The organism is Pseudomonas sp. B28(2017), from assembly GCF_002113025.1.
Lineage (GTDB): Bacteria > Pseudomonadota > Gammaproteobacteria > Pseudomonadales > Pseudomonadaceae > Aquipseudomonas.
This window is the reverse complement of sequence record NZ_NEJH01000009.1, coordinates 108,359-122,054: the sequence shown is the minus strand read 5'-3', so window position 1 is coordinate 122,054 and position 13,696 is coordinate 108,359. Positions and strand designations below refer to the sequence as shown.

Here is a 13,696-nt window from a genome sequence, read left to right as displayed (position 1 = left end):
AAAACGCAAGAGTGACTGGAATCGTGCATTTTTAATAATTTTCAATCATTTTCATTTTTTAACTATATATATAGTAGTTGCTTCCATAGCGCATTCTTTGCGTCATGTCGAATCGACACAAAAAAGAACTTTACGCAATGATCTCTAACGAAAGATGGTTTTCGACGCAGCACTGCGCGTCATGTTGATGGAAAAGATTTTATTGATGCAATCCGGGCCAAGCAATGGATCAATAGCTTAGTGGTTCCGGTGGTCGGCCTGGCCATGTTAGATACGGGAACGGAACGGTAAGTGAAAGTCTGAACATTCTTTTCGTATCCTGCGCATTTTGTTTGCGCCACCTGGTCAATCTACGGTTCCTGTAATCGACGATGTTTTTTGTAGTCAAACCCAACTGGAGAAGTAATATGTCTGTCAGTCTCATCATCAGCTTTAATGTAAAAGAAGAAAAACTGCAATCGTTCAAGGACATCATGAACGACGTGAAGATCAATCTACCGAAGGTGGACGGTTGCCAAACGGTCAAGATCCTCAACCATTTGGAAGATCCGCTCGCGTTCACGCTGGTGGAAGCCTGGGATTCGCGTGAAATGCACGGCACCCACGTCGACCAGATGATCTCGAGCGGTCAGTGGAAGGTTATCGTCGAGCATCTGAGCAGTGCGCCGGTCAGCGGCTACTTCAGCGAAGTTTGATGCCGTAACGTCAGCGGCAAGGCGCGTGGTGCGCCGAGTCCGGTCGCGCCATCCGGCGCCATCTCGGGCAGACACGCGCTACTTGCTGTTACGTATTTTCTGCTATTTTCCTGGATCCTCTTCCGTCCAGAACGTCCTACACGCTTGGGCGGCAGCGTGCCGCGCTGCTGGATACCGTGTTGTCCAAATGGGGCGGCCAATTTGTTGAGAAGCCATAACAATGACACTCGAAGTAGTACCGGCGGCGCTTTACTCGATGCGCAACGTAAAGCCTATCCTCGCTGACGGTAGCTCGTCCATCCTCCATAAAACGCTTGAAACGAACCTGGAAAACAAGGCGATCTATATCGCCACGCCGTTAATCGTCTACATCAAGCAGGGCAAGCAGATTATTCGCGACTATGACGCCATGGCCAATGTAGTCGACGAGAATCATTTGATTTTCCTCTCCAAAGGCGTTTATACGGTTTCGGACTACGTCACTGGCGGCGATATCTTCGAGGCGGTGCTGTTGTTTTTCGACGATAAGCTGATCGCCAAATACCTGTCGCGCGTGGCCGGTACAGGCAATTCGCACACGGACGGCCTGCAGAAAGACGTGCACGGCACTTATACCCTGCACGCTAACGAACAGATTCAGCGCTACATCGATTCGCTGAATTATGTCTACAAGGGTGCGGAGGGCTCCGACGCGCTGCTGGAATTGAAACTGCTCGAACTACTGCACCTGATCGCCATCCAGGACAAGTCCTTCCGTTTCCTGCGCGAGCTGTCCTGCGGCGGCAGTCGCAAACGCCGCCTTATCACCGACTTCATGGAGCAGTACTATTCGCACAAGCTGAAGATTGAAGACTATGCCCTGCTGACGGGACGCAGCGTGTCGACCTTTATCCGCGACTTCAGGCGCAGCTACAACACCACCCCGAACCGCTGGATCATCGAAAAAAAAGTCGACATCGCGCATCAGCTGTTGACGGCTAAAAATTATTCCGTCACCGACGCGGCTGCGGAGGTGGGATATGAAAATACCTCCCACTTCATCAAGGTCTACAAGCAACGGTACGGTGTCACGCCGAAGAAAGCCAAGACCTTCGCGGCAGAACTGTAGCGCGACCAGGTCCAGGCCCTACGCTGCCGCGACAGGGCGTTGTTGGGCGTGGTTGTAGGCACCGACGAAATTTTGACCCGGGCGGCCGATTCTGCCTGACCCTGGTTGAACCATCGAAAGCCGCGCTGACCCTCGTTTTGTGCGTAGTAGGCTGGGTCAACGGATTCCGGCACCAAGGTCAATCTGGCGTCGGCGCCAACACCTGTTAGGGGGGGCGAAACAGCGAGCGAGGCTAACTGGATAGCACCTAAACTTATAGACGCTCCGAACGGCTGTCTTTGGCCGATTCTGTTGAAAAAGTCGGCCATGGTTTTCGCAGCCGAAAAGTACGAGTCCGAGATTGAAATCTTTACTTTCGGCAGAGGTTTCCAGACGCAGACCTCAGGTAGCAGCGTGAAAAAAAGGCGTTTTCACCGGTCAATGATCAGGCAGTTTTGGAAGACCGACTTTTTCAACAGAATCGGCCGTTAACTGCCTGTTAAGAACTGCCATAAGCGCCCCATTCATGGCTTGAAGGTCGCCTGTTGCTCACGTCCCCAGGGCCTGATCCGCGCTTTTTCGCCCCACCTGCCACTTTCGCCACAATCGGCGTGGATCTAAAGTCAGGGGCGCACCTTCAGGGGACTTCCAGTCATGTACAGCTCGCTTGCCATACCGAGCACCGCTCGCCAATTGCATAACCGGATCTATGCTGGCGAGATTATTCGCTTCACTGACCTGCAGCCCATGACGGCGCTGGTGGAATATACGCGTGCTTTCCTCGAAGACGCGCTGCACCCCTGGTCGCCGCAACTGATCCATCGTCATTTGAGCCACCCTGAGCAGACTGAGCGCTTTGCGAAAATTCAGAACGACTTCGCAGGCTCGGCTGAGGTCCAGCAACGCTGGCAGGACGTCATGCGAAGCCTTGGCATCGCCCCCGATACCCTGGCGTGCGATCGCCTGCATTTGCGTTTTCAGCCGCATTGCGAGCCAGGGCAGTCGACGCCGCGTGCACGCACGACGGCCACCATCGCGTTTCACCGCGATACCTGGGGGTCGAATATCTATGCACAAACCAACTGGTGGGCGCCCATCTATCCCATCGCGGCAGGGCGTACCGTCGCCTTGTATCCAGGCCTCTGGCAGCGACCGCTGGGTAATTCGAGCGCAGATTTCGATATGCGCGCCATTTTGCAGCGATCCCATCGAGACGGCCGCAATGCCGTGGATGCCGACGAAGCCATTCCGCATCTGCTGGAAGCGATCGACCCGCAGGAGGGGATTGCCGTCGATATCGCTCCGGGGAGCCTGATCGCCTTTTCCGGGGCTCATGCCCATGCCGGCGTCGGCAATAGCACCGGGCTGACACGCATCTCTTTTGAGACCCGATCAATACTGATCGCCGACCTGTTGGCCGGATTGGGAGCGCCCAATGTCGATGGTCACGCGCCGTGGAAGACTATTGGACTGTTTCGCCGAATGAACGATGCGCAACGCCTGAACGAGATCCTTGGCTGCGGCTTTATCGAACCCTATCTGCGGCCAGCAGAGTCCTGACGCTGGCGCCGGTAGTCGCTTGGGGAAGGACCGGTGTGTTTACGAAATACATGGGCGAAGTGACTGGAGTTGGAGTAGCCGACTTCATTGGCGACAGTGACCACGCTCAGTTGTATTTCGCGCAATAAGTGCCGCAACGCCTTGAACGAACAGGCGGCTGTACGCGCACTCGCGTTTAAGTGGATTCGGGTTCTGTACCGGTGCTGGCAGACCAGGACGCCCTACGATGAAACCACCTATTTGAATGCCTTGAGGACGCGTGGTTCACCGTTTCTCAAGAACCTTGATTTAGGTTGACTGACTTCCTCAGGGCGTGAAGCTGTCTTTCGAGAAAGGCAGCTAAGGCGCTTAGAGCGCCTCGTTGGCAAAGGTGTATTGCCTGGCACTGCGCTCCAGCAGGGCATAGGTGCTCGCTACACCTTCATTCGGCTGTGGAGCCTGTTCGATGAAAAGGATGTCCTGATAGCTGCCTATCATCTGAAACTACCTCTGATGTGTATTCATTATTTCCAGCCACGATTGCACGCAGCCGTTCTAATCACTCGGCATTTTGATACAGCATGAATCGAGCTGATCTGTACGTCAGGGTGCGCGCCCTTACCGGTTTCTTGCCTCTGATCGAGCAGAATGGCGGCGACACGAGGGCTCTACTGGCGCAACGAGGATCAGGTCGTGAATCAATGCCTCCCGACTACATACCGTTTGCGAACGACACGGCGTCGATCTCTATACGCGATCGGATGTTTTTCATTGCGGTTGCGTACTCGGCCAGTATTTCCAGCGTCCAGTCCGCACGAGCCCGGATACTGTCTTCTTTTGGATTCGCGCCAGGTCCCGGGTTAAATAACTGTTCCACCTTTCGAACAATCAACTGCTCTGGCAGGTAGCAAATCCGACAGTTTTTATAGCTCGATGCCCGAAGCTCCGAGAGCGGGTAGGCGCCACCAACACCTGCAGATACCCCGACCAGCAAGGCTGGCTTATGTCCCAACTCCTTATGGGTTGCATACACGAAGAAGTTCTTGATGGCGGGACAGGCCATCCCGTTCCATTCCGGAGCTACCACTACCAGTGCATCCGCCTGAATCAAATTGGCCGAATATTTTTCCCAGGCGTCGCTTGAGTCTTCGCTTGGCCAGAGGGGCAGGGGATCGCTCCCGAGATCGAGCACTGCTATCTGCTTGCACAGTCTGAGGGTAAGTAACCGTTGACCGAGATAATTCGCAACCTTGGCAGACTGACTTTTGAGTTGGCTGGATCCTGCGATCAACACGATATTCAGGCTCATTGCACCACCTCTTGCTTGGGATCATTTTGTGCTGCGCGCTTTCGCGAACGCACCAGTGGCCAGAACAACTCCTGCTGCCACTTCACCGGATGCAAATCCTCTATGCCATAGGTTGAGGGGCGACGCCGAGTGATCTTGGCCGTACCGAAGAGCACGTCCCAGAAGAACAGCAGGTTGCCGAAGTTCCCCTTGTAGTGAGTCACGCCGTCATTGGCGTTCAAACCATGATGGGCCGCATGGGTGGCGGGGGTCGAAATAGTCCGTTCGAGGACCCACATCAGCGGGCGCAAGGCCGGAATGCGGTAGAGCTTCTCGTCCCAGGCGACACTGCTGTGTGCGGCGAAAATCACCGTCATCTTGACTATCAGGTAACCGTAATACACCGGTGCCAGCCCCAGGTAGATGAGCGCTCCAGACAGCCAGATGCCCGGCATCAGCAGGTAGTAAAAGCTGTTATTGCGGTACACGATACGAATGCTCATGTAGGGCGCCGAATGGTGGGCGCGATGCAGGGCATAGAGAAACGGCAGCCGATGAGTCAGGCGATGCCACCAGTACTGGGTCAAGTCATCGAACACCAGAAACAACCCAAGGCCCGCCACCCAGTGAAGGTTGGCCAGGCTGTTCTTAAATTGAGGGGCTAGCGCGTCGAGTAACAAATTGCTGAAGAACATCACCAATGGAAAGGTGACACCCAGCAGGAGCGACGAACCGATGACCTCAATCAGCACATCGCGGCGTTGGCCTTTGGGTTGGCGGAAACAGGCGCACGCAATTTCCAGCAAGATGAAACCCAGAAAAATCCCGGCGACGACCAGAATTGGATTGTTGGCGAGCATTATTGTATTCATGGCAATCTCGAGTCAGGCCCGATTTGGGCATTACCTGAGTAATAAGAAACCATGAGCCTTCCGGACAACATTTGCGAAATGGACAAAATCACTCGCGAAGAGGCCAACCAGCCAGCCCGTCGCTTTCATCGTGGTCGGCTCGGACAGGTCCTGGAACGTGTACTGCATAAGCAGACACGCAGTAACCGGCGCGATTACAGCCTGCTTGAGCTTGAGCAATTGTGGACGGCGGCGGCACAACAAGATCCCGCCATTGGCCTGCACCTTTTCGCTGAGTTCACCCCGCAGGACTGCCACGAGCTGACATACATCTGCATGTATTGCCCGGACGTCAACGCAGCCATCCAGTGCTGGAGCGACTATGCAGGGCTGGCCTCCGACATGGACAGCATCAAGTTGATTAGCGATACCCATGGCCTGGGCGTAGAGCTGCGTATCGACGCCCCCGTCAAACTGGCCCGCTACGTGGTGGAGCATTACTCCGTGATGGCCTTGACCCAACTGCGCAAAGCCACGGGCGAACCAGTCCAACCGGTGCGGGCTCAGTTCGCCCATCCGCGACCAACCTACCACGCCGAATACACCCGGTGGTTCGGGGATAACATCGCGTTTGAGTGCGCGCAAAACTGCCTGTATTACGACCCAGCCATCTTGCGGTTGCCCTTGCTGACGCGACACGACGGGATGGCGGAGTTGTTGCGCAGTGAGCTGGACCGACGGATCGCACGACATTTCCAGCTCAACGGCTGGACCGGCAAAGTAGCGGCCGGCATGCGGCAAAGCCTGGCGCGTGGCGTGGTGCCCAGCCTGGAAAATCAGGCAGAGGCTCTGCACCAGAGCCCGCGTACATTACGTCGTCGGCTAGAAGAACAAGGTATGACTTTTCGTCGGTTACTTGATCTGGTGAGAGCCGAACTGGAGCAACATCTTGAGTTTCTGGGAACAAACCGCGCGGAAGTTGCCGACCAATTGGGCTATGGGGATCTCGCTGCGTATCTGCATGCACGCAAACGCTGGAAGCAGAGTTGAAACATCATCAAAAAAATCGGCGTTCTTGTTTCTGTGTTTCCCAGGGCTCCGTGAAGAATCATTTTTTTGATGTTTTTTGTGCTGATGGTGTGTGGCTGAATGATTGGCAAGAGGTGTGCGCGACGTGATCAGCAAGAGGGCAACGTGGCATTCAGGTTATATACGACTTCAGTAACCGCTAGGGAAGGTCTGAAGTGGTCAGCGATTTTTGATGCCCTCCTTGGTTGAGGTTAAAAAAACGCTGGCTTGGTCAGAAATCAGACCGTCCCTGTTCTTAACTCATCGTATCCCCCTTGAACGACGCCATTTCAAGGCGCTTTACCCGCATTACAGGCGCACCTCTCCCACAACCACCAGTCGTTTTCGCATCATCCACAGATTTGACAGGGCAAATAGCGTGGCCTGTTGCGCGGCGCTTTTCATCAGGCCGCGAAAGCGCACTTTCGTATAGCTAAACTGACGCTTGATTACCCGAAACGGATGCAATCGCTGACGTGGGATCGCGGCAAAGAGATGGCTGACCATAAGCGTTTTACGGTGGCTACCGACATCAAGGGGTACAAGGACAGCTTCTGGCCGATTTCTGCCTGTCGTGAAGGGCTGCATCCGACCGATTCTGTTGAAAAAGTCAGTTCGCCCAAACAGCCTGGTCATTGACTGGTTAAAACACCTATTTGCACACTGCTACGTGAAACCTGAGTCCGGAAGCGTCTGCCGAAAGTAAAGATTTCAATCTCGGACGCATACTTTTCTGCTGCGGAAACCATGCTCGACTTTTTCAACAGAATCGGCCGGAAACTGACGTTGACGAGAGGCAGCTGCCGGACAAAGCCTGTCTGCTGGACTCGGCTGAAATAAACCCAGGGCTGCCGTCTTGGAGAGGCCGATTAGAGTAGAAGAAATGAATATGCGCCCAGTTTTCAAACGAAGTAAGCGGTGGTTGAGCGCATTGTTAGCTGTTACCACCATCCGTTGCTATGTAGGACGGTTTTTTTGTAAAAGTCTATGTTTGCGCGGAGTGCATAAAATGTACTTACTCCATATTTAAGGGCATTGGATAATTCGGGGTATCCGAGCGAATCTAGAAGAAGGCTTAGGGCTATAACAATGGCAACTGACAAGATTAAGTATGTGATTGATTTCTTCCACATTCCTTTGGATAGGTAATATATTGGGCCGAAGAGATACGCCAATATGTTAAAAGAGAAGGCTTTTCTTCGCTCCGGCTTTGGAAGATTTTTGAGGTTGGGTAGCTTTGGCCCGCCTGCATGAGCGATTGCCTTGAAGCGCTCTTTCCAAGCTGCAGAAATCGGTAGGTTTTCTATCATTTCGTCAGTTGGTTGTTCGTTGAGTTCGAGAACCACTGCGGTGGGTGGGGAGTAGGGATTATGAGATTCCATGAGGCTTCCTTGTTGATGGTGGCTAACTATAAGTAGACGGCAGAAGTAGCGTAGTATTTTCCGTAGTTTCTGTCGCATAACGTTCCTTGCTCAAGCGTAACTCCCTGTTTTGCTAGAGTGTCGCGCCAGAAACACGAAATGAGGCGAGTAGGGATGGCGGCATTGTCTTTGGCCTCATTGCGGAGTCTAGCAGCGCGCCCGAGGTCTGCTATTGGCCGATTCTGTTGAAAAAGTCGGTTCGCCCAAACAGCCTGGTCATTGACTGGTTAAAACGCCTTTTTTGCACACTGCTACGTGAAATCTGAGTCCGGAAGCCTCTGCCGAAAGTAAAGATTTCAATCTCGGACGCGTACTTTTCTGCTGCGCAAACCATGGTCGACTTTTTCAACAGAATCGGCCTGTTGCTGCCGGTCAAAAAGGTCAGCTTGCGAACCAAAGTACTCCTTCCCTATGGTGGCGCTTTCAGCACGGTTGAGCGTTTAGGGCGAGGGCTGTACCGTTCTACCTCTCGAATGTACTCGCGCGCTTCGCGAAAATAGTAGCGCATCAAATGAGTTCGCAGGTTCTGTCGTAGACGCCAAGTACTGTATGCACTTGCGCAAAGAAAGACGAAAAAATAGATCCATTCATTAGTGTCAGATAAAAATATAGCCAGACAAGTAAGCAGTATGAAAATTAATTGATCAGATGTATTGAGCCATCCGCTGTCTATTTCCCGCTTTCTCAGGGTACGAAGCAACCACTTATACATGGCGAAAAAAAGTGCACTCAAGGAAAAGAATACGAATCCTATAATCCAGCTTCCTGGTATGGGCGAAAAAAAGAAACTGACCCCAAAGCCCGCAAGGATAATGCTTGTGGCGAATGCACCAAGAAGAGCATCCCACTGTTGATCGGCGTAGCGATACAGCCGTCGTTTGATCTCGGCCCGGTGTATCTCGTGATAGCGAGGATTCATAGGCCTAACCTAGGCTAGCTAGCCAGAAAACAAAAACGTGCCTTTGTTTGCAAAGTGTATGGTAGGTAGTGCTTTTGTCCAGGTTGTGCTCCCTACACGGAAGAGAATGAGAGATTGTCGCTTCCGGCCGGTCTCAGCCGGTCGTGACCGGCTTAAGTCGACCCATTGCGGACGATTGCAAAGGGCTGCGATAGATCTGGAGCAGTCCGCTAATGCCGCATGGGAAGGGCGAAAAGCAGGTAAAACAACTACAGGCCACCTTCGGGTGGTCTTTTAGCATTAGCGGGTAATACTTCTCTGTATAGGCGGACGTGTTGCTGGTGGCGCGAGCCGCAGGGAGGTGTGAGGTGAACAAACTATCAATTGTGGGTGCCGGTGTGGTGGGTGAGGCGGCGGCTCAGATCATCGCCCGGGAAGAGTTCTGTCGTGAGTTGATGTTGATTGATGTGCAGGGTGAGTTGGCACAGGGCAAGGCGTTGGACGTCTGGCAGGCGGCAGTTGAGTCAGGTTCTGATACCAGGGTTTACGGCGGGCCCAATGCCGAATTGCTGCAAAATTCTGACCTGGTGGTGATTACGGCGGGTGTGCCCCGCAAGCCTGGTCAGTCGCGTCAGGATGTATTGAGTATCAATCTGCCAATTCTCGATAGCATCATGCTGGACATTAATCGTCATGCTCCGGCGGCGACGGTGTTGGTGGTGTCGAACCCGGTCGATGTGCTGACCTATCGGGCTTGGTGTCTCAGTGGGCTGGGACGTAACAGGGTGTTCGGGCAGGCGGGGGTACTGGATACAGCGCGCATGAAGTGTTTCATTGCCGAGGAGACAGGGTTTTCTGCTCGGGATATCACGGCGCTGGTGCTGGGAGGGCATGGCGATAGCATGGTGCCGCTGATGCGATACTGTACGGTCGGTTCGGTGCCGCTGTCTCACTTCCTGTCCAATCAGCAGATAGAGCGGATTGTAGAGCGCACACGACAGGGTGGCGGCGAGATTCTGGGTTTGAAGAAGGTGGGGAGCGCCTGCGATGCGCCGGGCGTGGCAATTGCAGAGATGGTGGATGCTATCGCCAATGGGCGAAACCGCATTTTGCCGACGGTCGCGATTCTCGAGGGCGAGTACGGGCGAACAGGTATTGCCATGGGTGTCCCCTGTGTGCTGGCAGAGGATGGGGTTGCGCGGGTGATCGAGTTGTCTCTGGATGCGCAGGAGCAGGCGATGTTCGACCGCTCTGCAGATCAGGTGGTGCGTGATATTGCTGAAATGAATGCTTTGTGAGCGGGGCTATATGAGGGGGGCGCTACAGGGAGTGGAGCGCCTGTCCCTAGCGCTCGGGGTCATGGTGTTACCTGGCGTCAGGTAGTGGCACTATGATCTTTTATGGGGCTGAACAGGCCGGATAGTCGCGTTTCTTCAAACCGGTATACAGCTGGCGCGGTCGACCGATGCGTGTTTCGACTGTCCCTATACCCTATATGGCCAATCCTGTTTGTGAGTCGCCCCTGAATAAGTGGACATTCGATGGTCGCTTTTGGCCCAGGCTGTGTGAAACGCATGCACCGTTTTGTAGTCTGCATTGCTACGTAAAATCTGTCGGCGTTTAGTTCATCACCGATCGGAAATTTGCGTAGAAACGCGATTTTCGTTCCAGTTCTGACTGTCAAACCTGCTCTAAAACGTTTTCACACAGCCTGGGCCGAAAGCTGCCGACCATCAAGGGCTGCTACCGACCTGGAGCAGTCGGCGAACAGAATAATGGCAAATTAGTGGCTATGCTTGGTCTGCTGTCGAAACTGATCAGGCAGTCCGGCAGGCTGCGCGGAAATGACCCGCAACGTGCCCTATGTCACCCGACTATTCTGCGTGAAGCATCCAGTTCAGGGGTGCAAATCCGCAACGACACTCGGGAAGGCATGGAGCAAACCCTGCACCTGCAGGTGCAGGGTTTGGACTAACCTGAAAAGATGATGTCAAACACGACAAATGAAAATGATTTCGTTTTATCGTCGAAATGTTAAGAGACTGCTTCCGAGAGTAAAAAATTTCACCATGAAATTAGCATCGCCAAATGCATTGCTTAGTGTCGAATAGTTGGTTGGCGTGACACTTAAGACGTATAGCTTCGGTAGCTATTGCTTGTCTCGGGAGCTTCACTCACGAAAACCAGCGTGAATCCAGAACAGAGAAAAATTTTGGCTAATGCTACGTGTGGTGTGTTCTCAGGTTCAGGTGTCGGCACAAAAGGTTAATGGGTTTCCGAATACCGCTTCTATTGGTCAATTTAGAAGGATTATGTTTGGAGATTGTGAAATGGATTTTTTCAGGAATAAAAGCGCCGCAAAGCAAGCCATACCCACCCGTTCAAATAAGCCGCGCTCGACCAAATGGCACCGCATGTACTTTTTTCTTGCGGGATTCGACGTGCTGGTTGTTGTGCTGAGCGTGCTATTGAATCACCTGATCGTCGATACCTATCACCGCTCCATCAAGGCAAACCAGTCGTGGGTCCAACAGCTGTCGAGCTATTCAACGCTGGGCAGCCTCGCTTCCACAGTCAATGCGCCGGGCAATAATGTGTTCGATACACATAATGTTGAAGCCGAATCGCGGAACATGAATGAAGCCTTGCGCGCCTTCAGCGAGCATTTGGCAATGGCCAAAAAACAGTTGGAAGTACGGATCGCCAATGAGGCTGAACACAGTGCAGATATACAAGCCTTTACCCTTGCATTGAAGGATGAGGTGGGTGCAATTGATGCCGCGATGGTCGAAATGGTGAACGAGGCCTTGCTGATCTTTTCCTACTTCAGGGAGGGGCAGTCGGATAATGCCGGCAAACGCATGGCAACGATGGACAGGAAGTTTGCCCTGTTGCTCGCCTCACTCAGTACCGTGCGCGATCGCGTTGGCCTGATTCAAAGCAAGCTCCTGGAGGAGGAGCTTGAGTCGGTCGAAGAACTGCGCCGGGTCGAATACGCGATCATGGTGTTCGTGCTACTGATGGTCAGTGCGGCCGTTATCTACGGGGGCAAGATCAGGCGCGAAATGGAGTCGCAAGCAGCCGAAAGGGAAGGTTATCTGGCAGTGCTGCGCGAAAGCGAGAAGCAGGCCCGCCAGCAAGCATCGCTGCTGGACAAGGCCCAGGACGCCATTGTCGTTCACGGGATGGATAACCGCATCCTGTACTGGAACAAGAGTGCCGAGCGTCTCTACGGTCTGTCAAAGGAGGAGGCACTCGGCAAATCGGCGCAGGAGTTGATCTACCAGGGTAGCGCCGCTTTCAATGCGGCCACCAACAGCCTGATAGAAACGGGTGACTGGGCGGACGAAGTTACACTTCGACGCCGGGATGGCTGCACCATCACGCTCGAAAGTCATCGAACCCTGGTGCGAGACGATGATGGCCAGCCGCAATCCGTTCTGTCGATCAATACTGACATCACCCACCGTAAGACCGCTGAGCAAGAGGTCCAGCGTTTGGCCTTCTACGATCAGTTGACCGGGCTGGCCAACAGGCGGCTCATGTTGGACCGGTTACAGCATCTGCTGGCGGGCAGCTCCCGTAGCCTGCATACGAGCGGGATAATTCTCATTGACCTGGATAACTTCAAGGCACTGAACGACACGCTGGGGCATGACAGAGGCGACATGTTGCTGCAACAAGTTGCTCTGCGCCTTTGCGGCTGCATACGCGAGAGCGACACCGTGGCTCGCCTGGGCGGAGACGAATTCGTCGTCCTGATGGATGGCCTTAATGAGAATCCTCCAGAAGCAGCTATCCAGGCCAAGGCTATTGGTGAAAAGATTCTCAACTCTCTGAACATTTCCTACCAGTTGGATGGATATGAGCACCACAGCACCCCCAGCCTCGGCATTGCGCTGTTCCAGGGGCAGCTGAGCACAGCGGACGATATTATGAAGCGCGCTGACCTGGCGATGTATCGCGCCAAGGCGGCGGGCCGCAATACCATGCGCTTCTTCGATCCGGAAATGCAGGCGGTTGCCACGGCACGCGCCAGACTGGAAGTAGACTTGCGCCAAGGCTTGCAGGACAACGAATTCCTTCTTCATTACCAGCCGCAGGTGAATAGTGAGGGCCGTATCATTGGCGCAGAGGCACTGATGAGATGGCAGAATCCTGAGCGCGGAGTCGTGTTTCCAGGCGAGTTCATTCCATTGGCAGAGGAAACGGGGTTGATTCTGCCGTTAGGCCGTTGGGCGCTGCAGGCAGCCTGCACTCGGCTGGTTGCCTGGGCAAAGCATTCGGAAACCGCCCGACTGGGTATGGCTGTGAATGTCAGCGCCCGCCAGTTTCACCATCCGGACTTCGTCGAGGAGGTACTGCAAGTACTGAGACACACAGGGGCCGATCCGAAGAAATTGAAACTGGAACTGACCGAAGGCCTGCTGATAGAGGATATGGAAGGTACTGTCGCCAAAATGATCGAGTTGAAAGAGATCGGCATAGGCCTTTCACTGGATGATTTCGGAACCGGCTACTCGTCACTGTCATACCTGAAGAGCCTTCCGCTGGATCAACTCAAGATCGACCAGTCCTTCATCAGAGATGTGCTGGTTGATCCCAACGACGCCGCCATCGCCTGCGCGATTGTGAGCCTGAGCCAGATATTGGGGCTTTCGGTGATTGCAGAAGGTGTGGAGACAGAAGCTCAGCGTACCTTTCTGGTCAAGCATGGCTGCCAGACCTACCAGGGCTTCCTGTTTTCCCCGCCACTGCCAGCCGAACAATTTGAGGAGTATGTTCGCGAAAGATTAATGGCGAGCACTGATTTCCCAAGGACCAAGACTAAATCGCCTTAACTTCGTAG

Annotated in this window: 12 protein-coding genes and 1 pseudogene; 7 read left to right on the top strand and 6 right to left on the bottom strand. The window is 53.7% G+C overall.

The features are described 5' to 3' along the window. The first annotated feature begins 407 nt into the window (after window positions 1-407). From CAF65_RS21075 to CAF65_RS21065, 3 genes are all read left to right on the top strand, one after another. Complete coding sequence (locus CAF65_RS21075; protein ID WP_085718025.1) at window positions 408-695, top strand: putative quinol monooxygenase; 288 nt, start codon at window positions 408-410, stop codon at window positions 693-695. A gap of 256 nt (window positions 696-951) precedes the next feature. Then, window positions 952-1,803, top strand: a complete 852-nt coding sequence (locus tag CAF65_RS21070; RefSeq protein WP_178076729.1) for an AraC family transcriptional regulator — start codon at window positions 952-954, stop codon at window positions 1,801-1,803. Between the two features lie 633 nt (window positions 1,804-2,436). Further along, window positions 2,437-3,342, top strand: a complete 906-nt coding sequence (locus tag CAF65_RS21065) for a hypothetical protein (RefSeq protein WP_085718023.1) — start codon at window positions 2,437-2,439, stop codon at window positions 3,340-3,342. Here CAF65_RS21065 and CAF65_RS21060 read toward each other — a convergent pair. From CAF65_RS21060 to CAF65_RS21050, 4 genes are all read right to left on the bottom strand, one after another. Beyond that, entirely contained in the window at window positions 3,318-3,527 is a 210-nt protein-coding gene (locus tag CAF65_RS21060) for a helix-turn-helix domain-containing protein (RefSeq protein WP_256578699.1), read from the bottom strand. The genes CAF65_RS21065 and CAF65_RS21060 overlap by 25 nt on opposite strands. 163 nt (window positions 3,528-3,690) lie before the next feature. Next, on the bottom strand, window positions 3,691-3,819 hold the full coding sequence (locus CAF65_RS28860) for a hypothetical protein (protein ID WP_256578693.1): 129 nt from the start codon (window positions 3,817-3,819) through the stop codon (window positions 3,691-3,693). Between the two features lie 214 nt (window positions 3,820-4,033). Further along, entirely contained in the window at window positions 4,034-4,630 is a 597-nt protein-coding gene (locus CAF65_RS21055) for an NADPH-dependent FMN reductase (RefSeq protein WP_085718021.1), read from the bottom strand. Beyond that, complete coding sequence (locus CAF65_RS21050; RefSeq protein WP_085718020.1) at window positions 4,627-5,481, bottom strand: sterol desaturase family protein; 855 nt, start codon at window positions 5,479-5,481, stop codon at window positions 4,627-4,629. The genes CAF65_RS21055 and CAF65_RS21050 overlap by 4 nt, the downstream gene beginning before the upstream one ends. A 69-nt stretch (window positions 5,482-5,550) precedes the next feature. Between CAF65_RS21050 and CAF65_RS21045 the strand changes: the two genes are divergently transcribed. Continuing rightward, entirely contained in the window at window positions 5,551-6,510 is a 960-nt protein-coding gene (locus tag CAF65_RS21045) for an AraC family transcriptional regulator ligand-binding domain-containing protein (protein ID WP_085718108.1), read from the top strand. A gap of 327 nt (window positions 6,511-6,837) precedes the next feature. Here CAF65_RS21045 and CAF65_RS28185 read toward each other — a convergent pair. Beyond that, a pseudogene (locus CAF65_RS28185) lies at window positions 6,838-6,993 on the bottom strand (IS5/IS1182 family transposase); the annotation flags it as partial. On the opposite strand from CAF65_RS28185, the gene CAF65_RS28385 reads away from it, so the two are divergent. Further along, on the top strand, window positions 6,916-7,167 hold the full coding sequence (locus CAF65_RS28385) for a hypothetical protein (protein WP_178076726.1): 252 nt from the start codon (window positions 6,916-6,918) through the stop codon (window positions 7,165-7,167). The pseudogene CAF65_RS28185 and the gene CAF65_RS28385 overlap by 78 nt on opposite strands. A gap of 302 nt (window positions 7,168-7,469) precedes the next feature. Here CAF65_RS28385 and CAF65_RS21040 read toward each other — a convergent pair whose 3' ends face one another. Next, the gene (locus CAF65_RS21040) at window positions 7,470-7,910 is read right to left on the bottom strand and encodes a DUF2628 domain-containing protein (protein ID WP_085718019.1); all 441 of its coding nucleotides are present in this window, start codon (window positions 7,908-7,910) and stop codon (window positions 7,470-7,472) included. A gap of 1,305 nt (window positions 7,911-9,215) precedes the next feature. Between CAF65_RS21040 and CAF65_RS21025 the strand changes: the two genes are divergently transcribed. Beyond that, on the top strand, window positions 9,216-10,145 hold the full coding sequence (locus CAF65_RS21025) for a malate dehydrogenase (protein WP_085718016.1): 930 nt from the start codon (window positions 9,216-9,218) through the stop codon (window positions 10,143-10,145). A 1,032-nt stretch (window positions 10,146-11,177) separates the two neighbouring features. Beyond that, window positions 11,178-13,688, top strand: a complete 2,511-nt coding sequence (locus CAF65_RS21015; protein ID WP_085718014.1) for a bifunctional diguanylate cyclase/phosphodiesterase — start codon at window positions 11,178-11,180, stop codon at window positions 13,686-13,688. Window positions 13,689-13,696: the final 8 nt, after the last annotated feature.

What these genes read in the sequence shown, in the direction of transcription:
- CAF65_RS21055 (WP_085718021.1), bottom strand. Translation starts at nt 4,630, where the DNA reads ATGAGCCTGAATATCGTGTTGATCGCAGGATCCAGCCAACTCAAAAGT.
- CAF65_RS21065 (WP_085718023.1), top strand. Translation starts at nt 2,437, where the DNA reads ATGTACAGCTCGCTTGCCATACCGAGCACCGCTCGCCAATTGCATAAC.
- CAF65_RS21075 (WP_085718025.1), top strand. Translation starts at nt 408, where the DNA reads ATGTCTGTCAGTCTCATCATCAGCTTTAATGTAAAAGAAGAAAAACTG.
- CAF65_RS21015 (WP_085718014.1), top strand. Translation starts at nt 11,178, where the DNA reads ATGGATTTTTTCAGGAATAAAAGCGCCGCAAAGCAAGCCATACCCACC.
- CAF65_RS21070 (WP_178076729.1), top strand. Translation starts at nt 952, where the DNA reads ATGCGCAACGTAAAGCCTATCCTCGCTGACGGTAGCTCGTCCATCCTC.
- CAF65_RS21040 (WP_085718019.1), bottom strand. Translation starts at nt 7,910, where the DNA reads ATGGAATCTCATAATCCCTACTCCCCACCCACCGCAGTGGTTCTCGAA.
- CAF65_RS28860 (WP_256578693.1), bottom strand. Translation starts at nt 3,819, where the DNA reads ATGATAGGCAGCTATCAGGACATCCTTTTCATCGAACAGGCTCCACAG.
- CAF65_RS21050 (WP_085718020.1), bottom strand. Translation starts at nt 5,481, where the DNA reads ATGAATACAATAATGCTCGCCAACAATCCAATTCTGGTCGTCGCCGGG.